Here is a 21,610-nt window from a genome sequence, read left to right on the forward strand (position 1 = left end):
ACCCGCGTATTCGCGGGTTTTTCGTAAACCGTGCCGATTACAGGCTGGATACGTTCTCAGACAGGTATTTAGCTACGCCGTCTGGGGAAGCGGCCATACCTTCTTTACCTTTTTCCCACTGAGCCGGGCACACTTCACCGTGCTCTTCGTGGAACTGGAGCGCGTCAACCATGCGCAGCATTTCGTCGATGTTACGACCCAGCGGCAGATCGTTCACAACCTGGTGACGAACGATGCCGTTTGCGTCGATCAGGAAAGAACCACGCAGTGCAACGCCAGCGTCCGGATGTTCGATACCGTAAGCCTGCTGGATTTCGCGTTTGATGTCCGCAACCATCGCGTATTTCACCGCACCGATGCCGCCGTTTTCGACAGGGGTATTACGCCATGCGTTGTGTACAAATTCAGAGTCGAAGGAGACGCCAACCACTTCTACGCCACGCTTCTGGAATTCTTCGTAACGTTTGTCGAACGCGATCAGCTCAGACGGGCAAACGAAAGTGAAGTCCATTGGCCAGAAGAACAGAACGGTTGCTTTACCGTTGGTGTGCTGTTTGAAGTTGAAGTTCTCAACGATTTCACCGTTACCCAGAACTGCGGCAGCTGTAAAATCCGGGGCCGGACGAGTTACCAGAACCATATGATTCTCCTGTAGATACTAAGGTTATTTGGAACGCAACGCGGGCCAGTATAGAGACTGCGCGGGAATAAGACAAAGAGGTGGTAACAATCGTTCCACCAGTTTTTACCTATCAATCAAACCAGCTTCACAGTTCTTTATTTTTTGCCTGCATCATCATACGCGGGTAGAACTGCCAGAAGCGGGTTTCCAGCGCATCGTAATGTTCATCCAGGTCATGCCATGAGTCGCGCAGCGCGTCCAGACGCGGGCGGCGGCTCGCCATGCCGTTCAGGACGTTCTGAATAAAATCCATCTCGCGGTATCGCTCCAGCCAGCGTTCAGACCACAGATAGTTATTCAGATTCACAAAGCGCGGCGGGGAGTCCGGCAAAATGATTGAGACCTGCGCGTGGGCGTAGCGCACAAACTCTGGCAGCGTCATGTCAGTCGACAGTTGTGACCAGTGGCGCGACAGAAAATGATCCCACATTACGTCGAGCGTGATTGGCGCCACGCGTCGCGTTTCGGGGCGGAACCAGGCTTTGGATTCCGTTACTTCCGGCAGGTTATCGGTCAGCACATCGATGCGGCGGTGCATAAAAATCCCGTCGACAACCTCGGGGGAGTAGTCTTCCGCGGGGTTGCCGCGCACGAAATCGGCCAGCAAATTGCCGGAGAGGGAGCTGTCCGCGAGGTGAGCCAGATGCAGGTGAGCGAGAAAATTCATGCGTTTTATTTGTCCGGTGGCGGCTAGTTGTTGCAGCAAAAGGGCGCGAGCACTAGACTATGCCGCCTGTTTTTAAGTCACGAGTATACGTCATGCGCGTCGCCGATTTCTCCTTTGAACTACCTGAATCCCTGATTGCTCACTACCCCATGCCTGAGCGTAGCAGCTGTCGCTTGCTGTCACTGGACGGGCCAACGGGCGCGCTGACGCACGGTACTTTCACCGATCTGCTCGACAAGCTCAACCCTGGCGATCTGCTGGTCTTTAACAATACCCGCGTGATCCCGGCGCGCCTGTTTGGCCGTAAGGCCAGCGGCGGCAAGATTGAAGTGCTGGTCGAACGTATGCTCGATGATAAACGTATTCTGGCACATATTCGCGCCTCCAAGGCGCCGAAGCCGGGCGCTGAGCTGCTGCTGGGCGATGACGAGAGCATCAAAGCGACCATGACCGCGCGCCACGACGCGCTGTTCGAGGTGGCGTTCGACGACGAGCGCACGGTGCTTGATATCCTCAACACCATCGGCCACATGCCGCTGCCGCCGTACATTGAGCGCCCGGACGAAGAGGCCGACCGCGAGCTGTACCAGACCGTCTACAGCCAGAAGCCTGGCGCGGTCGCGGCCCCGACCGCGGGCCTGCACTTTGATGAACCGCTGCTGGAAAAGCTGCGCGCCAAAGGCATTGAGATGGCCTTCGTGACGCTGCACGTCGGCGCGGGTACGTTCCAGCCGGTGCGCGTGGACAGCATCGAAGACCACATCATGCACTCTGAGTACGCCGAAGTGCCGCAGGAGGTTGTGGATGCGGTGCTGGCGGCGAAAGCGCGCGGCAGCCGCGTCGTGGCCGTCGGAACGACATCCGTGCGTTCTCTTGAGAGCGCCGCGCAGGCTGCGAAAAGCGAGTTGATTGAGCCGTTCTTTGGCGATACGCAGATCTTTATCTACCCGGGCTATCAGTACAACGTCATTGATGCGCTGGTGACCAACTTCCATCTGCCTGAATCTACATTGATTATGCTGGTGTCCGCGTTTGCGGGGTATCAGCATACGATGAATGCCTACAAGTCTGCGGTAGAACAAAAATATCGCTTTTTTAGCTACGGTGACGCGATGTTTATCACGTACAATCCGCAGGCTTTGAATGAGCGTGTCGGGGAATAAGTCCGCGGCACCGTATGACAACGTTGGACTGTTTTTCTGACGTCGGAGAAAAAATGAAATTTGAACTCGATACCACCGACGGTCGCGCGCGTCGCGGTCGCCTGGTGTTTGATCGCGGCGTGGTGGAAACCCCCGCGTTTATGCCTGTTGGCACCTACGGCACCGTAAAAGGGATGACGCCGGAAGAAGTTGAAGCCACGGGCGCACAGATTATCCTCGGCAACACCTTCCACCTGTGGCTGCGTCCGGGCCAGGAGATCATGAAGCTCCACGGCGATCTGCACGATTTCATGCAGTGGAAAGGCCCGATCCTGACCGACTCCGGCGGTTTCCAGGTCTTCAGCCTGGGCGATATCCGCAAGATCACCGAGCAGGGCGTACACTTCCGTAACCCGATCAACGGCGATCCAATCTTCCTCGATCCGGAAAAATCGATGGAGATTCAGTACGATCTCGGCTCCGATATCGTGATGATCTTCGACGAATGTACGCCATACCCGGCGGACTGGGACTATGCGAAACGCTCCATGGAGATGTCCCTGCGCTGGGCGAAGCGTAGCCGTGACCGTTTTGATTCCCTGCAAAACAAAAATGCGCTGTTCGGCATTATTCAGGGCAGCGTTTACGAAGATTTACGCGATATCTCCGTTAAAGGTCTGGTAGAGATAGGCTTTGATGGCTACGCTGTCGGCGGTTTGGCTGTGGGTGAGCCGAAGGAAGATATGCACCGCATTCTGGAGCATGTCTGCCCGCAAATCCCGGCGGATAAACCACGATACCTGATGGGGGTGGGTAAGCCAGAAGATCTGGTGGAAGGCGTACGTCGCGGCATTGATATGTTCGACTGCGTGATGCCTACCCGAAACGCACGTAACGGTCATCTGTTCGTTACCGATGGCGTGGTGAAAATCCGTAACGCGAAGCATAAGAGTGACACCAGCCCGCTCGATTCCGAGTGCGATTGCTATACCTGTCGCAATTATTCTCGCGCGTATCTGCATCATCTCGATCGTTGCAACGAGATTTTGGGCGCGCGTCTCAATACCATTCATAATCTTCGTTATTATCAGCGCTTAATGGCTGGTTTACGTAAGGCTATCGAAGAGGGTAAATTAGAGAGCTTCGTGACCGATTTCTACCAACGTCAGGGGCGGGATGTTCCACCGTTGAACGTTGATTAATTTTAATAATGAGGGAATTTGAATGAGCTTTTTTATTTCTGATGCGGTAGCAGCAACGGGCGCACCAGCGCAGGGCAGCCCGATGTCTCTGATTCTGATGCTGGTTGTGTTCGGTCTGATCTTCTACTTCATGATCCTGCGTCCACAGCAGAAGCGTACTAAAGAGCACAAAAACCTGATGAACTCCATCGCGAAAGGCGATGAAGTCCTGACCAACGGTGGCCTGGTAGGTCGCGTAACCAAAGTAGCGGAAAACGGCTACATTGCTATCGCCCTCAACGACACCACTGAAGTGGTTATCAAACGTGACTTCGTAGCTGCCGTTCTGCCGAAAGGCACCATGAAGGCGCTGTAATCCCAACTTTTCCCAAAGGGAACTGCCGTGTTAAACCGTTATCCTTTGTGGAAGTACATCATGCTGGTCGTCGTGATTATCGTCGGCCTGCTGTACGCGCTTCCCAACCTGTATGGTGAGGATCCGGCCGTTCAAATCACTGGCGCGCGCGGTGTCGCCGCCAGTGAGCAAACGCTGATCCAGGTCCAGAAAACGTTACAAGAAGAAAAAATTACCGCTAAGTCTGTGGCACTGGAAGAGGGCGCAATTCTTGCTCGCTTCGACACCACCGACACGCAGCTCCGCGCACGTGAAGCGCTGATGGGCGTGCTGGGTGATAAATACGTCGTGGCGCTTAACCTTGCTCCTGCAACTCCGCGCTGGCTGGCTGCGCTGAACGCAGAGCCAATGAAACTGGGTCTTGACCTGCGTGGTGGCGTTCACTTCCTGATGGAAGTGGATATGGATACCGCGCTCGGCAAGCTACAGGAACAGAATATCGACAGCCTGCGCAGCGATCTGCGCGATAAGGGCATTCCGTACACCACCGTACGCAAAGAAGATAACTACGGTATGAGCATCACGTTCCGCGACAGCGCGGCACGCGATCAGGCTGTGACTTATCTGTCTCAGCGTCACCGCGATCTGGTGATCACCTCTCAGGGCAGCAACCAGCTGCGTGCGGTCATGACCGACGCGCGTCTGAGTGAAGCCCGTGAATACGCCGTTCAGCAGAACATCAACATTCTGCGTAACCGTGTAAACCAGCTGGGCGTGGCTGAGCCACTGGTACAGCGTCAGGGTGCTGACCGTATCGTGGTTGAGCTGCCGGGTATCCAGGATACCGCACGTGCGAAAGAGATTCTGGGTGCGACAGCGACCCTGGAGTTCCGTCTGGTGAATTCCAACGTCGATCAGGCTGCTGCGGCCTCAGGCCGTGTCCCGGGCGATTCCGAAGTGAAACAGACCCGCGAAGGCCAGCCGGTTGTGCTCTACAAACGCGTGATCCTGACCGGTGACCATATCACCGACTCCACTTCAAGCCAGGATGAGTACAACCAGCCGCAGGTGAATATCTCGCTTGATAGCGCTGGTGGCAACATCATGTCTAACTTCACTAAGGACAACATCGGCAAGCCGATGGCGACCCTGTTCGTGGAGTACAAAGACAGCGGTAAGAAAGACGCCAACGGCCGTGCGGTGCTGGTGAAAGAGGAAGAGGTGATCAACATCGCCAACATCCAGTCTCGTCTGGGGAACAGCTTCCGTATCACTGGTATCAGCAACCCGAACGAAGCGCGTCAGCTCTCTCTGCTGCTGCGTGCCGGTGCGCTGATTGCGCCAATTCAGATTGTTGAAGAACGTACCATCGGTCCAACCCTGGGTATGCAGAACATCAAACAGGGTCTGGAAGCGTGTCTGGCCGGCCTGGCGGTGTCCATCATCTTCATGATCTTCTTCTATAAGAAGTTCGGCCTGATTGCGACGTCTGCGCTGATTGCCAACCTGGTGCTGATCATCGGCATCATGTCCCTGCTGCCGGGGGCGACGCTAACCATGCCGGGTATCGCGGGTATCGTCCTGACCCTTGCGGTGGCGGTCGACGCCAACGTACTGATAAACGAACGTATCAAAGAAGAGCTGAGCAACGGTCGTTCTGTACAGCAGGCGATTGAAGAAGGCTACAAAGGGGCGTTCAGCTCCATCTTCGATGCGAACGTAACAACACTGATTAAGGTTCTTATCCTGTATGCAGTGGGTACTGGCGCGATCAAAGGCTTTGCGATTACTACCGGTATCGGTGTCGCAACGTCGATGTTTACCGCTATTGTCGGCACCCGTGCCATCGTGAACCTGCTGTACGGCGGCAAGCGCGTCAAAAAGCTGTCTATCTGAGGAGTGCGTTGTGGCACAGGAATATACTGTTGAACAATTGAACCACGGCCGTAAAGTCTGGGACTTTATGCGCTGGGACTACTGGGCCTTCGGCATTTCAGGTTTTCTGCTGATTTTGTCCATCATCATTATGGGCGTGAAAGGCTTTAACTGGGGTCTGGACTTCACCGGTGGTACGGTGATCGAAATTACCCTGGAAAAACCGGTCGATATGGACCAGATGCGTGAGTCTCTGCAAAAGGCGGGCTTTGAAGAGCCGCTGCTCCAGAACTTTGGCAGCAGCCGCGACATCATGGTGCGTATGCCTCCGGTACACGATGCCAACGGCAGCCAGGAGCTGGGCAGCAAGGTCGTTCAGGTTATTAACGAAACGACCAGCCAGGACGCGACGGTTAAGCGTATTGAGTTCGTCGGCCCGAGCGTCGGTGCAGACCTGGCGCAGACCGGTGCGATGGCGCTGCTGGTGGCGCTGATCTCAATCCTGATTTACGTCGGTTTCCGCTTTGAGTGGCGACTGGCGGCAGGCGTGGTTATCGCCCTGGCGCACGACGTGGTGATCACCATGGGCATACTGTCTCTGTTCCACATTGAGATTGACCTGACAATTGTGGCATCCCTGATGTCCGTTATCGGTTACTCACTGAACGACAGTATCGTGGTATCTGACCGTATTCGTGAAAACTTCCGTAAGATCCGTCGCGGTACGCCGTACGAAATCTTTAACGTGTCGTTGACCCAGACGCTGCACCGTACGTTGATCACCTCCGGTACCACCCTGATGGTGATCCTGATGCTGTTCCTGTTCGGTGGCCCGGTGCTGGAAGGCTTCTCGCTGACCATGCTGATCGGTGTGTCTATCGGTACGGCCTCGTCTATCTACGTGGCGTCCGCGCTGGCGCTGAAGCTGGGCATGAAGCGCGAGCATCTGATCCAGCAGAAAGTCGAGAAAGAAGGGGCGGATCAGCCGTCTATTCTGCCGTAAGCAATCGTCTTACGCGGCATCGAAATCCCGGCCTGTTGGCCGGGATTTTTTTTGTCTGCATCTCACAAACACTCCTGACAGTATGCTGTCAGGAGCCCTGTCGTAGACTCCTTCTCAACCCTAACAACAGGCAGGAGGACGTATGAAAAGTGTTATTAACTGGTTTGAAATTCCGGTCGCCAATATGGATCGCGCCATCAAATTTTATGAGTCGGTGATGCAGGTCGCGCTGCGGCGCGAGAAGATGGACGTGGCTGAGCTGGCGATTTTCCCGCACGAGGATCCGGCCACGGGCGGCGCGCTGGCGAAATTTGACGGCGTTACACCGTCTTCGCAGGGCGCTATTATTTACCTGCATACTGCCAATCTGGCGGCCACGCTCGATCGTATTGCTTCTGCGGGCGGTGAGTGCGTGTTTGGCCCGCTGGAACTGCCGCAAGGCATTGGCACTATAGCCCTGTTTACCGACAGCGAAGGTAATCGCGTCGGCCTCCATCAACCGGTATGAGAGTAAACCGATGACCCGACGCGCTGACCGTTTGTTCCAGATTGTGCAGATCCTTCGGGGCAGGCGTCTGACAACGGCAGCGCATCTGGCGGAAAGGCTTGGCGTGTCAGAGCGCACGGTGTACCGCGATATCCGCGACCTGTCGCTTTCCGGCGTGCCGGTGGAAGGCGAGGCGGGAAGCGGATATCGGCTGATGTCGGGTTTTGATTTACCCCCGCTGATGCTGACCAACAAAGAGTCCGAGGCGCTGATGGTGGCGATTCGCCTGCTCAAAACCTGGGGCGGAGAATCGCTGTCGCGCGAGCTGGAGTCGGCCCAGGAAAAAGTGCTGGCGATCCTGCCAGAAGAGAGCCGCCGCAAAGCTGAGCAGACGCGGATTTACGCGCCGGATATTGCCCTTCAGCCACATTCCCGTAGTGGTTTCGACGTGATCCATCAGGCGATTTCCGCACAGCGCGTGCTGGCACTGCATTATCGTGATGAGGCTGGGCAGCTCTCAAAGCGCGAGGTTCAGCCGCTGGGCTTGTTCTTCTGGGGAGAGCGCTGGCTGCTGGCGGCGTGGTGTGAACGGCGCGATGACTATCGCTGTTTCCGGCTCGACCGATGCCTCAATATTGTGCAGACGGAGAGGCGGTTTAGCGAAAGTGCGGACAGGTCATTGGCAGATTTTTTGCGCAAGGTGAGGCAGTAAAAAGCCGGGTGGCGGCTACGCCTTACCCGGCCTACATTCGGATCGTAGGCCCGGTAAGCGTAGCGCCACCGGGCGGAATCCGCACTGATTAGAAGTTGTAACCCACCACCAGGTAACCACCCCAACCGGTAGAACGCACGCTGAAGTCGCCGTTGCCGAAGTTCAGGCTGGCGTCGTCGTTCCACTGACCGCCGTTGTGCCAGTAACGCGCAACAACAGAGTAGTGCCAGTGATCGTAGTTCAGCGCCAGGATGTGACTGGAGGCGATGGAGTCATTGGTGCGCGCCTTCTTGCCGTTCAGATCGCGGAAGTCGTTGTCGCCCAGGTCGGAACCCCAGTCAAAGTTGGTGAAGCCGATGTAGCTCAGGTTACCGCCCCACAGCTGGGTGATTGGCACAAAGTATTTCACTTTGAAACGGTAGCCGTCCCATTCGTTTTCGTTCGCGGCACCGTAGTTCTGCCACTGGTATTTTGCGTACACGTTCATGGACAGGCTCATTGGCAGGCCAGTCTCAATGTCGGTGCCCAGACCCATATACCAGGTGCTCTGACGACCGGACTTGTTGCGGCCCATGTCGTAGATGTAGTTGTTTGCGAAATACCACTCTTTGAACGGACCAAACGCCAGGCTGGTGCCGGTCAGCTTGTCGATGGAGAAGCGCGGCTCGATCTCCATGAACAGAGGGGAACCATGGTTCCAGATACCTTTCGCGTCGGTGTTACCACCGAAGAAGACCGGGGCATCCATGTAGCCGTAGAAATCAAACCAGTCTTTTTTAGCGAACGCTTCGTACTCAAGGTAGGTATCGTTACGGATCTGCGGTCCGAAACGGGTGTGGTAACTGCCCACAACGTTAACGCTCTGATGCCACCAGTCAGAAACATATTCTGGCTTGGTATTCTCCGCAGCGTTAGCCGTGAAAGAGGAGGAGAGTGCCAGAACTGCACCGGCTGCGAGTAATGTTTTTTTCATAATCATGCCACTGATTGAAATTCCCTTCCGGGAGTGAAAAATGCGCGAATTGCGTTTCTAAATATTTCGTGTTTCTGCGGAGCCTATTATAGGAATCCTTGCTCACAAAAATATGTGGTGTTTCACATATCTCTCACATACGTAATCGATTGCGTTCACGTTTGCGTACTTTAGACGGGCGGGATTGTAGCGGCAATCATTTATGTTGCCAATCCATACGAAATGTAAATGTTAGCGGAGTGACATTTCACTCCGCTAAAAGGGAAGGTTATTGCGCGGCGGGTTGAATGTCGTGAATGCGGATAAAGCCTAACTGTTCCGGCGTCAGGCCGCTCAGCTGAACCGGGATGTCCACGTCGCTTGGTGCCAGCGTGCTGGCGGGGGCGGTGAAAAGCTGGTTCTTCACGTTCACTTCCTGATAGTTCTCGGTAGTGCCCTGGATCTGTCCCCACTCGACGGTGCCGGTAAAGGCTGGAAGCGGATCGTTGGACTCACCCTGGATACGCAATGTTGCGCGCGTACCATCCGCATTGGCTGCAACATTCACCAGAGACATTTTTAGCATGCCAATCTGGCTGTTGAGTCGGGCAGGCGTATTAGCCCCTGGCAACAGATAAACGCCATTGCTGGATTTGGCATTCAGCGCGTTCTGCTGGGTGATCTTTACGGTTTCCTGGTTAAGTTTGTTCATCGCCACGTTGAGCGTATTCACGCTTTGTTTCATCTCGCGGACTTCACTTTGCTGCGCGCAGGCGCTGAGCGTGAACAGGCTCCCCACCAGCACGATTTTCAGGTAACGTCTTGTCATTGCGTTTAATTCCTTGAAATCACAGAGTGCTGCAATGGTAGACAGGATAGTGCCGCCAGGCATAGATCCTTTGTCTCAAAAAGCTCTTCCTTTGTTGTCGGGCCAGTTCAGGGTAAAATAGAAATCAGTTAACCAGATAACAGGGACATCGTATGCATTGCCCATTTTGCTCCGCCGTGGATACCAAAGTCATCGACTCACGTCTTGTAGGCGAAGGGTCTTCCGTGCGCCGTCGCCGGCAGTGTCTGGTGTGCAACGAGCGTTTTACCACCTTCGAGGTGGCAGAGCTGGTCATGCCGCGCGTGGTAAAAAGTAACGATGTGCGCGAACCGTTTAATGAAGAAAAACTGCGCAGCGGGATGCTCAAGGCGCTGGAAAAACGGCCCGTCAGTTCCGATGACGTCGAAATGGCGTTAAACCACATTAAATCTTATCTGCGCGGGTTAGGCGAGCGCGAAGTGCCGAGCAAAATGATTGGTAATCTGGTGATGGAACAGCTGAAAAAGCTCGATAAAGTCGCCTACATTCGCTTCGCCTCCGTTTACCGCAGCTTTGAAGACATTAAAGAGTTTGGCGAAGAGATCGCCCGCTTACAGGATTAAGCCCATGCACGACGAGATGTACATGGCGCGAGCCATGAAGCTGGCGCAGCGCGGTCGGTTTACCACTCACCCTAACCCCAACGTCGGGTGCGTCATTGTTAAAGATGGCGAGATTGTGGGGGAAGGTTTTCACTACCGCGCAGGCGAGCCGCATGCTGAAGTGCATGCCCTGCGTATGGCGGGGGAGAACGCGCGTGGCGCGACGGCCTACGTGACGCTGGAGCCATGCAGCCACCACGGGCGCACGCCGCCGTGCTGTGAAGCGCTGATTGCGGCAGGGGTTTCGCGCGTGGTCGCCGCTATGCAGGATCCTAACCCGCAGGTGGCGGGCCGCGGCCTTTATCGTCTACAACAGGAAGGGATCGACGTCAGCCACGGCCTGATGATGCAGGATGCGGAAGCCATCAACAAAGGCTTTCTGAAACGCATGCGCACCGGCTTCCCGTTTATTCAGCTTAAGCTGGGTGCCTCACTGGATGGCCGCACGGCGATGGCCAACGGCGAGAGCCAGTGGATCACGTCCCCGCAGGCAAGGCGCGATGTGCAACGTCTGCGCGCGCAAAGCCATGCTATTCTCACCAGCAGTGAGACGGTGCTGGCTGACGATCCGGCGATGACCGTGCGCTGGGATGAGCTGAATGCGGATACCCAGGCGCTCTACCCGCAGGAGAACCTGCGCCAGCCGCTGCGCATTATTATTGATAGCCAGAACCGCGTGACGCCGGAGCACCGCATCGTGCAGCAGCCGGGTGAAACCTGGATTGCGCGCACGAAGGAAGATACGCGCGAGTGGCCGGAAGGCGTGCGCAGCATTATGGTGCCGGAGCATAACGGACATCTGGATCTCGTGGTGCTGATGATGTTGCTCGGCAAACAGCAGGTCAACAGCATCTGGGTCGAAGCCGGGCCGACGCTCGCCGGCGCGCTGCTCCAGGCGGGGCTGGTGGATGAGCTTCTCGTCTACGTTGCGCCTAAACTGTTAGGTAACGACGCCCGCGGCCTGTTTGTGCTGCCCGGCCTTGAAAAACTGGCCGATGCGCCGCAACTCACATTCAGCGAGATTCGTCCGGTGGGCCCGGATGTCTGCCTCCATTTAACGACAGCGTAATTGCTCCTGAAATAGGGAAGCAGTGCGCAAAGTATTATGATAAAATCCGCCCCCCTGCGGGGCCAAATGAACCCGTAAAGGAAGAGTATGAACATTATTGAAGCTGCTGTAGCTACCCCGGACGCTCGCGTCGCCATCACCATTGCGCGTTTCAACAACTTCATCAACGATAGCCTGCTGGAAGGTGCGGTTGACGCCCTGAAACGTATCGGCCAGGTTAAAGATGACAATATTACCGTCGTTTGGGTACCAGGTGCTTATGAACTGCCACTGGCAGCAGGCGCGCTGGCGAAAACCGGTAAATACGACGCGGTGATTGCGCTGGGTACCGTTATTCGTGGCGGCACTGCGCACTTCGAATACGTTGCGGGCGGTGCAAGCAACGGTCTGGCGCACGTTGCGCAGGATGCAGAAATTCCTGTCGCGTTCGGCGTATTGACCACCGAAAGTATTGAACAAGCCATCGAACGTGCTGGCACCAAAGCCGGTAACAAAGGTGCAGAAGCTGCACTGACCGCGCTTGAAATGATCAATGTATTGAAAGCCATCAAGGCCTGATTTTTTTGTAAGGGGAATTCCGTGAAACCTGCTGCTCGTCGCCGCGCCCGTGAATGTGCCGTCCAGGCACTTTACTCCTGGCAGTTGTCCCAGAACGACATCGCTGATGTTGAATACCAGTTCCTGTCAGAACAGGACGTGAAAGACGTTGACGTTCTGTACTTCCGTGAACTGCTGTCGGGAGTGGCGACTAATAGCGCGTATCTCGATGGCCTGATGAAGCCATACCTGTCCCGTCTGCTCGAAGAGCTGGGCCAGGTGGAAAAAGCAGTGTTGCGTATCGCGCTGTTTGAGCTGTCTAAACGTGATGATGTGCCGTACAAAGTGGCCATCAACGAAGCGATCGAACTGGCGAAAACCTTCGGTGCTGAAGACAGCCACAAATTTGTAAACGGCGTACTTGATAAAGCCGCACCTGCGATCCGTCCCCACAAAAAGTGATCCGCAAACCGGAGTCCTGCATTGCCGAAACGGCAGTGCGGCTCCGGTTTTTTCTTTTATTTGCTGAGGCATAACGTATGGCATGCGGCGAATTCTCCCTGATTGCCCGTTATTTCGACCGTGTCAGAACCTCTCGTCTTGATGTTGAAACCGGCATTGGCGATGACTGTGCACTTCTCAATGTTCCCGAAAAACAGACGCTGGCAATCAGCACCGACACCTTAGTATGTGGGCGTCACTTCCTGCCCGATATCGATCCTGCTGACCTGGCGTATAAGGCGCTGGCGGTCAACGTCAGCGATCTGGCGGCAATGGGCGCCGACCCGGCCTGGCTGACGCTGGCCCTGACGCTGCCGGAGGTGGATGAAGCCTGGCTTGAAGCGTTCAGCGATGCGCTGTTTGAGCAGCTGAACTATTACGATATGCAGCTGATTGGCGGTGACACCACTGCGGGTCCGCTATCGATGACCCTGGCCATTCACGGTTATGTGCCTGCCGGGCGCGCGCTCAAGCGCTCGGGCGCAAAACCGGGAGACTGGATCTACGTGACCGGCACGCCGGGAGATAGCGCGGCAGGTCTGGCGATCCTTCAGAACCGTTTAGCGGTTGAAGATGCGGACGATGCGGCGTACCTGGTGAAGCGTCACCTGCGGCCAACGCCGCGTATTCTGCACGGTCAGGCGCTGCGCGAGCGGGCCAGTTCGGCTATCGACCTGTCTGACGGGCTGATCTCCGATCTTGGTCATATCCTGAAAGCCAGCGGCGTGGGCGCACGTATCGATCTTGATCTGTTCCCACTGTCAGAACAGCTGCGTCGTCATGCCGAGCCTGAACAGGCGCTGCGCTGGGCGTTATCCGGTGGGGAAGATTATGAGCTGTGCTTTACCGTTCCCGAACTGAATCGCGGGACGCTGGACGTGGCGTTAGCGCATCTGGGAGCGAAATTTACCTGCATTGGGCAGGTGATGCCGGAGAGCGAAGGGCTACTGTTTGTCCGTGATGGCGCCCCGGTTACGCTTGACTGGAAAGGGTACGATCATTTTGGGTGAGTGTTTTGCCGGGTGGCGCTACGCTTACCCGGCCTACAAATAGTGTGCGATCGTAGGCCGGGTAAGCCGCCACCCGGCAAGCGTTTACTTAAACCCCACCACCGGATGCTGCTGATATGGCGTCTCCAGCTCGGCAACCTGCTCCGGCGTCAGCGATAAATCCACCGCGCTTAACAACTCGTCCAGCTGTTCTTCCCGTGATGTACCAATAATCGGTGCGGCGACACCCCGCTTGCCTAACAGCCACGCCAGCGCCACCTGCGCGCGCGTTGCGCCGATATCGTCGGCGATCCCGGCTAAACGTTCGGCAATCAGCGCATCGCTGGCTTCCGTGCTGTCGTACAGATTTTTACCCACTTCATCCGATACCAGCCGCGCCGTGGTTTCTCCCCACGGACGGGTTAAGCGTCCGCGCGCCAGCGGGCTCCACGGGATCACCGCCACGCCTTCCTGGTCGCAGAGCGGCAGCATTTCGCGTTCTTCTTCCCGGTAAATCAGGTTGTAGTGATCCTGCATGGTGACAAAGCGCGCCCAGCCGTGCTGCGCCTGGAGATTGAGCGCCTGAGCAAACTGCGACGCGTGCATGGACGACGCGCCGATATAGCGCGCTTTACCCGCTTTCACGACATCGTTCAGCGCTTCAAGCGTCTCTTCAATCGGCGTGTTGTAATCCCAGCGGTGGATTTGCAGCAGGTCGACGTAATCCATGTTCAGGCGTCTGAGGCTGTCATCGATGGAACGGAGGATCTGCGCGCGAGAAAGGCCTTCAGTCAGATCGCCTGACGGGTAGTAAACCTTGGTGGCGACCACAATCTCATCCCGACGGGCAAAATCACGCAGGGCGCGGCCCACAATCTCTTCGCTGCTGCCGTCAGAGTAGCTGTTGGCGGTATCGAAGAAGTTGATGCCGCCGTCTATGGCGCGCTTGATGATAGGGCGGCTGCTCTCTTCCGGCAGCGTCCAGGCATGATTTCCCCGGTCAGGCTCGCCAAAGGTCATGCAGCCCAGGCAAAGCCGGGACACCCTGAGGTCCGTTTTTCCTAATGTCGTGTATTGCATGGTTCCGCTCCTGCTGATTAAACAATACGTTTAAGCATAGCAGGAGCAGAAAAGGGGAGGGATCAGGCCAGCCAGCTGCGGATTCTGGCTTCGATACCGGCGGCGTCCAGGCCGATGTCGGCACGCGCCTCGTCCTGAGTACCTTGCGGGATAAAGTGGTCCGGCAGGCCGAGATTCAGCACCGGAACCCATTTACGGTTCGCCATCAGCACTTCGTTAACGCCGCTACCCGCGCCACCCATGATGGCGTTCTCTTCCAGCGTTACCAGCACGTCATGGCTTTCCGCCATGCTCAGAATCAGAGATTCATCGAGCGGCTTCACAAAGCGCATATCCACCAGCGTCGCGTTCAGGGTTTCAGCGACTTTTGCCGCTTCCGGCATCAGCGTACCAAAGTTCAGGATCGCCACTTTTTCGCCGCGACGTTTCACCAGACCTTTACCGATGTCCAGCTTTTCCAGCGGCTGAAGTTCAACGCCAAGGGCATTGCCGCGCGGATAACGTACCGCGCAGGGGCCGTCCTGATAGTGGTAGCCGGTATACAGCATCTGACGACACTCGTTTTCGTCGCTTGGCGTCATGATGACCATGTCCGGGATGCAGCGCAGGAAGGAGAGATCAAACGCCCCCTGGTGCGTCTGGCCGTCGGCCCCCACGATGCCCGCGCGGTCGATAGCAAACAGCACCGGCAGCTTCTGGATGGCAACGTCATGGATCACCTGATCGTAGGCGCGTTGCAGGAAGGTGGAGTAAATCGCCACCACCGGCTTGTAGCCGCCAATCGCCAGCCCTGCCGCGAAGGTAACCGCGTGCTGCTCGGCAATGGCGACGTCGAAATACTGGTCCGGGTATTTTTTGGAGAACTCGACCATACCGGAGCCTTCACGCATGGCAGGCGTGACCGCCATCAGCTTGTTATCTTTTGCCGCCGTTTCGCACAGCCAGTCGCCAAAGATTTTTGAGTAGCTCGGCATTCCGCCGCTGCTTTTCGGCAGGCAGCCGCTGGTATGGTCAAATTTAGGCACCGCGTGGAAGGTGATCGGATCTTTTTCCGCCGGTTCGTAGCCACGCCCTTTTTTGGTCATGATGTGCAGGAATTGCGGGCCTTTCAGATCGCGCATGTTTTTCAGCGTGGTCACCAGACCCAGCACATCGTGCCCGTCCACCGGGCCAATATAGTTAAAGCCCAGCTCTTCGAACAGCGTGCCCGGCACGACCATGCCTTTGATGTGTTCTTCGGTACGCTTGAGCAGCTCTTTGATCGGCGGCACGCCGGAGAAAACTTTTTTCCCGCCTTCCCGCAGGGAGGAGTAAAGCTTGCCGGAAAGCAGCTGCGCCAGATGGTTATTCAGCGCGCCGACGTTTTCGGAGATCGACATTTCGTTATCGTTGAGGATAACCAGCATGTCCGGCTTGATATCGCCCGCGTGGTTCATGGCTTCAAAAGCCATCCCGGCGGTGATCGCCCCGTCGCCAATGACGCAGACGGTACGGCGCTGCTTATTCTCTTTTTCGGCTGCAACGGCAATCCCGATGCCCGCGGAAATGGATGTCGATGAGTGGCCGACGCTTAACACGTCAAACTCGCTCTCGCCGCGCCACGGGAACGGATGCAGGCCACCTTTCTGGCGGATGGTGCCAATTTGATCACGACGTCCGGTCAGAATTTTGTGCGGATAGGCCTGGTGGCCAACATCCCAGATCAGCTGATCGAACGGCGTGTTATAGACGTAATGCAACGCCACGGTCAGCTCAACCGTGCCAAGCCCGGAGGCGAAGTGGCCGCTGGAGCGGCTAACGCTGTCGAGCAGGTAGCGACGCAGCTCGTCACACAGCTTCGGCAGACTCTCTTTCGGCAACAGACGTAACTCCTGAGTGGAGTCAACTAACGCCAGTGTCGGGTATTTGGCAATATCAAAACTCATCAAAGGCTCATCGAGATATATAGTTTATTTATCACGCTGGATTATGTAGTCCGCTAGCGCTTCCAGTGCCGAGGTATCCAGCGATTGCGCGGCCAGCTCATTCAGCGACCGGCGGGCATCGTCTATCAGATCCCGGGCTTTACGTTGGGCATGCTCAAGGCCCAGCAGGGCGGGGTAGGTACTTTTGCCAAGCTGCTGATCCGCACCCTGACGTTTTCCCAATGTTGCAGTATCGCCCACCACATCCAGAATGTCATCCTGAACCTGGAATGCCAGACCGATACTTTCTGCGTATCTGTCCAGAATCGGCAGGGCTTTGCGCCCGCGTTCACCCGCGCTCAGCGCGCCCAGGCGAACGGCTGCCCGAATCAGTGCGCCCGTTTTGTGACGGTGGATGCGCTCCAGCTGTTCCAGCGTCACCTGACGACCTTCAGCTTCTAAATCCAGCGCCTGGCCGCCGCACATGCCGGCGACGCCGCTGGCCATCGCCAGCTCGGACACCATCGCCAGACGATCGCGATCGCTTACCTCAACCATCGGCGCATCGCTCAGAATTGAGAACGCCAGGGTTTGCAGAGCATCGCCCGCCAGAATGGCATTCGCTTCGCCGAACTTAATGTGGCAGGTCGGCTGACCGCGACGCAGATCGTCATCGTCCATCGCCGGCAAATCGTCGTGGATCAGCGAATAGGCGTGAATACACTCCACGGCGGCTGCCGGGGCGTCCAGCGTGTTATCGCTGATGCCAAACATATTGCCCGTGGCATACACGAGGAACGGACGCAGGCGTTTACCTCCTAAGAGTGCGCCATAGTGCATGGCTTCAACCAGTGGAGTGTTCTGAAAAGGCTGCGGCTCAATAAAACGGCGCAGGGCGTCGTTGGCGCGAACGACGCGCGCCTGAAGCGCGGTGGTAAAATCCATTTACTCGGCGTCCGGTGTGAATGGCGTGGTTTTAGCGTCTTCGCTGTCGGAAAGCAGGATCTGCACGCGCTGCTCGGCCTGCTGGAGCTTTACCTGCCCCTGGCGCGCAAGCTGCACACCGCGTTCAAATTCGTTGAGGGCATCTTCCAGCGGTAAATCGCCGCTCTCGAGGCGGGTAACAATCTGCTCAAGCTCACTCAGCGCAGTTTCAAAACTGGCCGGTGCGTCGTTCTTCTTCGGCATAGTGAATTAACTCTTATATTCTTCGCCCCAACATGGTAACGGACTCGGGGCAATTATCAAATAACGCGAGTGGCGCGATGGTGGTATACTTGCGCGCCTGGATGCAGCCACGGGTGTGGGCTGCTGTATCATTTTCCACTACAAGCCTTTATAAGCTTGCCTAAGAAACATTGCCGCCATGAAGTTTATCATTAAATTGTTCCCTGAAATCACCATCAAAAGCCAATCTGTGCGTTTGCGCTTTATTAAAATTCTCACCGGGAACATTCGTAACGTATTAAAACACTACGACGAAACGCTCGCCGTGGTGCGTCACTGGGATCACGTTGAAGTCCGCGCGAAAGACGAAAGCAAACGTCTTGATATTCGCGACGCGCTGACCCGTATTCCAGGTATTCATCATATTCTGGAAGTGGAAGACGTTCCGTTCAGCGATATGCACGATATCTTCGAAAAGGCGCTGGTACAGTACCGCGACCAGATCGAAGGCAAAACCTTCTGCGTACGCGTGAAGCGTCGCGGCAAGCACGAGTTTAGCTCGATTGAAGTTGAGCGCTACGTCGGCGGCGGTCTGAACCAGCACGTTGAGACGGCGCGCGTGCGCCTCACTAACCCGGACGTCACCGTTAACCTTGAGATCGAGAACGATCGTCTGCTGCTGGTTAAGGGCCGTTATGAAGGTATTGGCGGTTTCCCGATCGGCACGCAGGAAGATGTGCTGTCGCTGATCTCCGGCGGTTTCGACTCCGGCGTCTCCAGCTACATGCTGATGCGTCGCGGCTGCCGCGTACACTACTGCTTCTTCAACCTGGGCGGCGCGGCGCATGAAATTGGCGTCCGTCAGGTGGCGCATTACCTGTGGAACCGTTTCGGCAGCTCCCACCGTGTGCGTTTTGTGGCGATCAACTTTGAGCCGGTAGTGGGCGAAATCCTTGAAAAAGTGGATGACGGCCAGATGGGCGTGATCCTCAAACGTATGATGGTACGCGCGGCGTCCAAAGTGGCCGAGCGCTACGGCGTGCAGGCGCTGGTCACCGGCGAAGCGCTGGGCCAGGTCTCCAGCCAGACGCTGACCAACCTGCGTCTTATCGACAACGTATCAGATACGCTGATCCTGCGTCCGCTGATCTCGCACGATAAAGAGCACATCATCGATCTGGCGCGCAAAATCGGTACTGAAGATTTTGCCCGTACCATGCCGGAATATTGCGGCGTGATCTCAAAAAGCCCAACCATCAAGGCGGTGAAGGCGAAGATCGAAGCGGAAGAAGAGAACTTCGATTTCAGCATTCTGGAAAAAGTGGTGGCGGAAGCGTCCAACATTGATATCCGCGAAATTGCCCAGCAGACCGAGCAGGATGTGGTTGAGGTGGAAACCGTCAGCGGATTCGGCGCTAACGATGCCATTCTGGATATCCGCTCGATTGACGAGCAGGATGACAAGCCGTTGCAGGTGGAAGGCGTGGACGTGGTTTCTCTGCCGTTCTACAAGCTGAGCACCCAATTTGGCGATCTCGACCAGAGCAAAACGTATCTGCTGTGGTGTGAGCGCGGGGTGATGAGCCGTTTGCAGGCGCTGTACCTGCGTGAGCAGGGCTTCGCGAACGTGAAGGTGTATCGCCCGTAGCCTATTGCCCGGTGGCGCTTCGCTTACCGGGCCTACGGTACCGTGCACTTGTAGGCCGGGTAAGGCGTAGCCGCCACCCGGCTTTTTTTACTCGTAGTAGTTATAAATCCCCGCCGCCATCACCAGCGATGACGCCACTTCGTACGCTTTCTCGCGCCCGACCAGCAGGTCAATAATCTTTAAGCCAAAATCAATGGCGGTGCCCGGCCCCTGGCTGGTGAGCAGGTTAACCCGCGGATCCCAGACCACGCGCTTATCCACCCACTGCTCTTGCGGAATGGTGTCCTTAAGGCCGGGGAAGCCGGTCATATTGCCGATGGGGAAGATGTCGTGTGGAACCAGCACCGTACCAGCGGCAGCACAGATCGCCGCGACGATACGCCCGGAAAGATGAAACTGACGAACGGTTTCAACCAGCAGCGGGCTGTCGCGAAAACACTCCGCGCCTTTTAAGCCGCCGGGCAGGACAATAATGTCGTAATCGCCGTCCGCCACCTGTACAAGCGGTGCATCCGCCAGGATCTTCACCCCACGGGAACAGACGATCGTCAGATCGCCGTCGCTGGCGACGCTGGCGGTGGTGACCTTGATACCGCCGCGCACCATTAAATCAATGGCGGTGACCGCTTCTGTCTCTTCGCTACCAGGGGCGAGGCATACCAGTGCCGATGCGCTCATACTCACTCTCCTTTCGTTTTACTGACTCAAACAGACGGCTGTTTTCGGCAACGGTAATGCCGTGTGCCCGGGCGCGTTTTAACAGATAACCGGTAATGTAATCAATTTCGGTATGCCGCATCGCCCGGACATCCTGCAACATTGAAGAGATATTTTCTGCCGTACTCTCAATGACCTGGTCGACATAATAACGTAAATCGGTTTCTGAGGTGTGGTAGCCTTCGCGCTCAATCACGTCGGCAACTTCCCGGCAAATCAGCGCCACCTGATCCGAATGCTGACGCAGTTCACCGTTAGGGCAGTCCAGCAGGGCGGTCAGGGGGTTGATCGCGCAGTTGACCGCCAGCTTGCGCCACAGTTCCGCAAGAATGTTATTGTGCCAGGCGACGTCAGGCAGCGTGCATTGCAACGTATCGGCAAGATAGCTGTAATCGCCGGGCTGCTCACGCGCAGGACCGATATGGGTGATACCGCTGGCAACGTGGATAATGACGCTACCGTCGCGACGTGCCGCGTGGGTGGTTGTCCCTATTAGCAGCGGTTGCCGGACAGTTTTTAGCTCTTCAATGGTACCCATGCCGTTGTGGATCAGCAGGATTGGCGTGCTTTCAGGTAACTGGGCGGCCAGGCTTTTCACCGCATCGGAGACCTGCCAGGCCTTCAGCGTGACCAGCAGCAGATCGCTGGTGGCGAGAAATTCCGGATCGTTTGCCGTCAAAGACTCGTTAAAAATTGAACCGTCGGTCCCCATCACGTTCACACTGCAATAGGGCTGAGGAATGCGCAGCCAGCCCTGTACATCGTGTCCCTGTTTGCATAGCGCTGTGAGCCAGAGTTGGCCAAGGGCTCCGCATCCAAGCACTGTTACTTTCATTGTTCCTCCTCACCTGCAACGGTGCCAGGTGCTGTGACGCTAAGTATAGCGGCATCAGCTAAGCTTCTCGTTATGCCTCGTTGCGGGTATTATGCAACGCAACAAAAATGAAGGGAGAAGAAAAGATGCCATCTTTCGATATTGTTTCTGAAGTTGATTTGCAGGAAGCGCGTAACGGCGTAGATAACGCGATCCGTGAGGTTGAGTCACGTTTCGATTTTCGTGGCGTTGAGGCGACGATTGAACTGAACGACGCTAACAAGACGATCAAAGTCCTGAGCGAGTCTGATTTCCAGGTCAATCAGCTGCTGGATATCCTGCGCGCCAAGCTGCTCAAGCGCGGCATCGAAGGGACCTCACTGGATGTGCCGGAAGATTTCGTTCACAGCGGGAAAACCTGGTTTGTGGAAGCGAAGCTGAAGCAGGGCATTGAAAGCGCCGTGCAGAAGAAAATCGTGAAGCTGATTAAAGACAGCAAGCTGAAGGTGCAGGCGCAGATCCAGGGCGAAGAAATTCGCGTAACCGGAAAATCTCGCGACGATCTCCAGTCCGTCATGGCGCTGGTGCGCGGCGGCGATTTGGGGCAACCGTTCCAGTTTAAAAACTTCCGCGATTAAGACAATAATGCCCGGCTAAA

24 protein-coding genes are annotated in these 21,610 nt (G+C 56.2%); 14 read left to right on the forward strand and 10 right to left on the reverse strand.

Going from position 1 to position 21,610, the window contains the following annotated elements; translation table 11 throughout:
- Nucleotides 1-37 precede the first annotated feature (37 nt).
- Nucleotides 38-640: a peroxiredoxin C gene (locus IM300_RS10445; RefSeq protein ID WP_003859113.1), complete on the reverse strand. Its 603-nt coding sequence runs from the start codon at nt 638-640 to the stop codon at nt 38-40.
- Nucleotides 641-767: 127 nt separating this feature from the next.
- A complete protein-coding gene (acpH, locus tag IM300_RS10450; RefSeq protein WP_193036409.1) occupies nt 768-1,349 on the reverse strand; it encodes an ACP phosphodiesterase in 582 nt (193 codons plus the stop codon).
- A gap of 92 nt (nt 1,350-1,441) precedes the next feature.
- Here acpH and queA point away from each other — a divergent pair, with 92 nt between their 5' ends.
- From queA to IM300_RS10485, 7 genes are all read left to right on the forward strand, one after another.
- Nucleotides 1,442-2,512 carry a tRNA preQ1(34) S-adenosylmethionine ribosyltransferase-isomerase QueA gene (queA, locus tag IM300_RS10455; RefSeq protein WP_064910906.1) on the forward strand — a complete coding sequence of 357 codons (1,071 nt, stop codon included), beginning with the start codon at nt 1,442-1,444 and terminating at the stop codon, nt 2,510-2,512.
- Between the two features lie 53 nt (nt 2,513-2,565).
- Entirely contained in the window at nt 2,566-3,693 is a 1,128-nt protein-coding gene (gene tgt, locus IM300_RS10460) for a tRNA guanosine(34) transglycosylase Tgt (RefSeq protein ID WP_003859110.1), read from the forward strand.
- A gap of 22 nt (nt 3,694-3,715) precedes the next feature.
- Nucleotides 3,716-4,048: a preprotein translocase subunit YajC gene (yajC, locus tag IM300_RS10465; protein WP_003859109.1), complete on the forward strand. Its 333-nt coding sequence runs from the start codon at nt 3,716-3,718 to the stop codon at nt 4,046-4,048.
- A gap of 27 nt (nt 4,049-4,075) precedes the next feature.
- Nucleotides 4,076-5,923, forward strand: a complete 1,848-nt coding sequence (secD, locus tag IM300_RS10470) for a protein translocase subunit SecD (RefSeq protein WP_003859106.1) — start codon at nt 4,076-4,078, stop codon at nt 5,921-5,923.
- 10 nt (nt 5,924-5,933) lie between these two features.
- Complete coding sequence (gene secF, locus IM300_RS10475; protein ID WP_047717998.1) at nt 5,934-6,905, forward strand: protein translocase subunit SecF; 972 nt, start codon at nt 5,934-5,936, stop codon at nt 6,903-6,905.
- Between the two features lie 142 nt (nt 6,906-7,047).
- Nucleotides 7,048-7,413: a VOC family protein gene (locus tag IM300_RS10480; RefSeq protein ID WP_193036411.1), complete on the forward strand. Its 366-nt coding sequence runs from the start codon at nt 7,048-7,050 to the stop codon at nt 7,411-7,413.
- Nucleotides 7,414-7,423: 10 nt separating this feature from the next.
- A complete protein-coding gene (locus tag IM300_RS10485; RefSeq protein WP_017694425.1) occupies nt 7,424-8,104 on the forward strand; it encodes a YafY family protein in 681 nt (226 codons plus the stop codon).
- An 88-nt stretch (nt 8,105-8,192) separates the two neighbouring features.
- Here IM300_RS10485 and IM300_RS10490 read toward each other — a convergent pair whose 3' ends face one another.
- Together IM300_RS10490 and IM300_RS10495 are read right to left on the reverse strand one after the other, a co-directional pair.
- Nucleotides 8,193-9,077 (reverse strand): nucleoside-specific channel-forming protein Tsx, encoded by an 885-nt coding sequence (locus IM300_RS10490; RefSeq protein WP_063451799.1) that lies wholly within the window; start codon nt 9,075-9,077, stop codon nt 8,193-8,195.
- A 268-nt stretch (nt 9,078-9,345) separates the two neighbouring features.
- The gene (locus IM300_RS10495) at nt 9,346-9,885 is read right to left on the reverse strand and encodes a DUF3251 domain-containing protein (RefSeq protein WP_077221137.1); all 540 of its coding nucleotides are present in this window, start codon (nt 9,883-9,885) and stop codon (nt 9,346-9,348) included.
- 152 nt (nt 9,886-10,037) lie between these two features.
- Here IM300_RS10495 and nrdR point away from each other — a divergent pair, with 152 nt between their 5' ends.
- The 5 genes from nrdR to thiL all read left to right on the forward strand — a co-directional run bounded on the left by nrdR (nt 10,038) and on the right by thiL (nt 13,643).
- Entirely contained in the window at nt 10,038-10,487 is a 450-nt protein-coding gene (gene nrdR, locus IM300_RS10500) for a transcriptional regulator NrdR (RefSeq protein ID WP_003859099.1), read from the forward strand.
- A gap of 4 nt (nt 10,488-10,491) precedes the next feature.
- The gene (gene ribD / locus IM300_RS10505) at nt 10,492-11,595 is read left to right on the forward strand and encodes a bifunctional diaminohydroxyphosphoribosylaminopyrimidine deaminase/5-amino-6-(5-phosphoribosylamino)uracil reductase RibD (RefSeq protein ID WP_193036413.1); all 1,104 of its coding nucleotides are present in this window, start codon (nt 10,492-10,494) and stop codon (nt 11,593-11,595) included.
- 87 nt (nt 11,596-11,682) lie between these two features.
- A complete protein-coding gene (gene ribE / locus IM300_RS10510; protein WP_003859098.1) occupies nt 11,683-12,153 on the forward strand; it encodes a 6,7-dimethyl-8-ribityllumazine synthase in 471 nt (156 codons plus the stop codon).
- A 21-nt stretch (nt 12,154-12,174) separates the two neighbouring features.
- On the forward strand, nt 12,175-12,594 hold the full coding sequence (gene nusB, locus IM300_RS10515) for a transcription antitermination factor NusB (RefSeq protein ID WP_006809908.1): 420 nt from the start codon (nt 12,175-12,177) through the stop codon (nt 12,592-12,594).
- Nucleotides 12,595-12,671: 77 nt separating this feature from the next.
- The gene (thiL, locus tag IM300_RS10520) at nt 12,672-13,643 is read left to right on the forward strand and encodes a thiamine-phosphate kinase (protein WP_112791896.1); all 972 of its coding nucleotides are present in this window, start codon (nt 12,672-12,674) and stop codon (nt 13,641-13,643) included.
- An 84-nt stretch (nt 13,644-13,727) separates the two neighbouring features.
- On the opposite strand, the gene IM300_RS10525 is transcribed toward thiL, so the two are convergent.
- The 4 genes from IM300_RS10525 to xseB all read right to left on the reverse strand — a co-directional run bounded on the left by IM300_RS10525 (nt 13,728) and on the right by xseB (nt 17,794).
- A complete protein-coding gene (locus tag IM300_RS10525; protein WP_193036415.1) occupies nt 13,728-14,702 on the reverse strand; it encodes an aldo/keto reductase in 975 nt (324 codons plus the stop codon).
- A 62-nt stretch (nt 14,703-14,764) separates the two neighbouring features.
- On the reverse strand, nt 14,765-16,627 hold the full coding sequence (dxs, locus tag IM300_RS10530) for a 1-deoxy-D-xylulose-5-phosphate synthase (protein ID WP_131636073.1): 1,863 nt from the start codon (nt 16,625-16,627) through the stop codon (nt 14,765-14,767).
- Nucleotides 16,628-16,651: 24 nt separating this feature from the next.
- The gene (ispA, locus tag IM300_RS10535) at nt 16,652-17,551 is read right to left on the reverse strand and encodes a (2E,6E)-farnesyl diphosphate synthase (RefSeq protein WP_063869075.1); all 900 of its coding nucleotides are present in this window, start codon (nt 17,549-17,551) and stop codon (nt 16,652-16,654) included.
- Nucleotides 17,552-17,794: an exodeoxyribonuclease VII small subunit gene (gene xseB / locus IM300_RS10540; protein WP_003859094.1), complete on the reverse strand. Its 243-nt coding sequence runs from the start codon at nt 17,792-17,794 to the stop codon at nt 17,552-17,554.
- Between the two features lie 178 nt (nt 17,795-17,972).
- On the opposite strand from xseB, the gene thiI reads away from it, so the two are divergent.
- Nucleotides 17,973-19,421, forward strand: a complete 1,449-nt coding sequence (gene thiI / locus IM300_RS10545; RefSeq protein WP_112791900.1) for a tRNA uracil 4-sulfurtransferase ThiI — start codon at nt 17,973-17,975, stop codon at nt 19,419-19,421.
- An 87-nt stretch (nt 19,422-19,508) separates the two neighbouring features.
- Here thiI and yajL read toward each other — a convergent pair whose 3' ends face one another.
- Both yajL and panE read right to left on the reverse strand, forming a co-directional pair.
- A complete protein-coding gene (yajL, locus tag IM300_RS10550; protein WP_064910902.1) occupies nt 19,509-20,099 on the reverse strand; it encodes a protein deglycase YajL in 591 nt (196 codons plus the stop codon).
- Complete coding sequence (gene panE, locus IM300_RS10555) at nt 20,062-20,973, reverse strand: 2-dehydropantoate 2-reductase (protein ID WP_193036417.1); 912 nt, start codon at nt 20,971-20,973, stop codon at nt 20,062-20,064. Before panE ends, yajL begins: the two co-directional genes overlap by 38 nt.
- Nucleotides 20,974-21,098: 125 nt before the next feature.
- Between panE and IM300_RS10560 the strand changes: the two genes are divergently transcribed.
- Nucleotides 21,099-21,590, forward strand: coding sequence for a YajQ family cyclic di-GMP-binding protein (locus IM300_RS10560; protein ID WP_022647233.1), 492 nt, complete (start codon nt 21,099-21,101; stop codon nt 21,588-21,590).
- The last annotated feature ends 20 nt before the right edge of the window (nt 21,591-21,610 follow it).

Origin of the sequence: Enterobacter cloacae complex sp. I2 (genome assembly GCF_014896205.1) — a bacterium.
Lineage (GTDB): Bacteria > Pseudomonadota > Gammaproteobacteria > Enterobacterales > Enterobacteriaceae > Enterobacter > Enterobacter quasihormaechei.

What these genes read in the sequence shown, in the direction of transcription:
- tgt (WP_003859110.1), top strand. Translation starts at nt 2,566, where the DNA reads ATGAAATTTGAACTCGATACCACCGACGGTCGCGCGCGTCGCGGTCGC.
- nrdR (WP_003859099.1), top strand. Translation starts at nt 10,038, where the DNA reads ATGCATTGCCCATTTTGCTCCGCCGTGGATACCAAAGTCATCGACTCA.
- yajC (WP_003859109.1), top strand. Translation starts at nt 3,716, where the DNA reads ATGAGCTTTTTTATTTCTGATGCGGTAGCAGCAACGGGCGCACCAGCG.
- thiI (WP_112791900.1), top strand. Translation starts at nt 17,973, where the DNA reads ATGAAGTTTATCATTAAATTGTTCCCTGAAATCACCATCAAAAGCCAA.
- IM300_RS10560 (WP_022647233.1), top strand. Translation starts at nt 21,099, where the DNA reads ATGCCATCTTTCGATATTGTTTCTGAAGTTGATTTGCAGGAAGCGCGT.
- ribE (WP_003859098.1), top strand. Translation starts at nt 11,683, where the DNA reads ATGAACATTATTGAAGCTGCTGTAGCTACCCCGGACGCTCGCGTCGCC.
- IM300_RS10495 (WP_077221137.1), bottom strand. Translation starts at nt 9,885, where the DNA reads ATGACAAGACGTTACCTGAAAATCGTGCTGGTGGGGAGCCTGTTCACG.
- IM300_RS10485 (WP_017694425.1), top strand. Translation starts at nt 7,424, where the DNA reads ATGACCCGACGCGCTGACCGTTTGTTCCAGATTGTGCAGATCCTTCGG.
- ribD (WP_193036413.1), top strand. Translation starts at nt 10,492, where the DNA reads ATGCACGACGAGATGTACATGGCGCGAGCCATGAAGCTGGCGCAGCGC.
- xseB (WP_003859094.1), bottom strand. Translation starts at nt 17,794, where the DNA reads ATGCCGAAGAAGAACGACGCACCGGCCAGTTTTGAAACTGCGCTGAGT.
- IM300_RS10525 (WP_193036415.1), bottom strand. Translation starts at nt 14,702, where the DNA reads ATGCAATACACGACATTAGGAAAAACGGACCTCAGGGTGTCCCGGCTT.
- queA (WP_064910906.1), top strand. Translation starts at nt 1,442, where the DNA reads ATGCGCGTCGCCGATTTCTCCTTTGAACTACCTGAATCCCTGATTGCT.
- panE (WP_193036417.1), bottom strand. Translation starts at nt 20,973, where the DNA reads ATGAAAGTAACAGTGCTTGGATGCGGAGCCCTTGGCCAACTCTGGCTC.
- dxs (WP_131636073.1), bottom strand. Translation starts at nt 16,627, where the DNA reads ATGAGTTTTGATATTGCCAAATACCCGACACTGGCGTTAGTTGACTCC.
- thiL (WP_112791896.1), top strand. Translation starts at nt 12,672, where the DNA reads ATGGCATGCGGCGAATTCTCCCTGATTGCCCGTTATTTCGACCGTGTC.
- IM300_RS10480 (WP_193036411.1), top strand. Translation starts at nt 7,048, where the DNA reads ATGAAAAGTGTTATTAACTGGTTTGAAATTCCGGTCGCCAATATGGAT.
- acpH (WP_193036409.1), bottom strand. Translation starts at nt 1,349, where the DNA reads ATGAATTTTCTCGCTCACCTGCATCTGGCTCACCTCGCGGACAGCTCC.
- yajL (WP_064910902.1), bottom strand. Translation starts at nt 20,099, where the DNA reads ATGAGCGCATCGGCACTGGTATGCCTCGCCCCTGGTAGCGAAGAGACA.
- ispA (WP_063869075.1), bottom strand. Translation starts at nt 17,551, where the DNA reads ATGGATTTTACCACCGCGCTTCAGGCGCGCGTCGTTCGCGCCAACGAC.
- IM300_RS10445 (WP_003859113.1), bottom strand. Translation starts at nt 640, where the DNA reads ATGGTTCTGGTAACTCGTCCGGCCCCGGATTTTACAGCTGCCGCAGTT.
- IM300_RS10490 (WP_063451799.1), bottom strand. Translation starts at nt 9,077, where the DNA reads ATGAAAAAAACATTACTCGCAGCCGGTGCAGTTCTGGCACTCTCCTCC.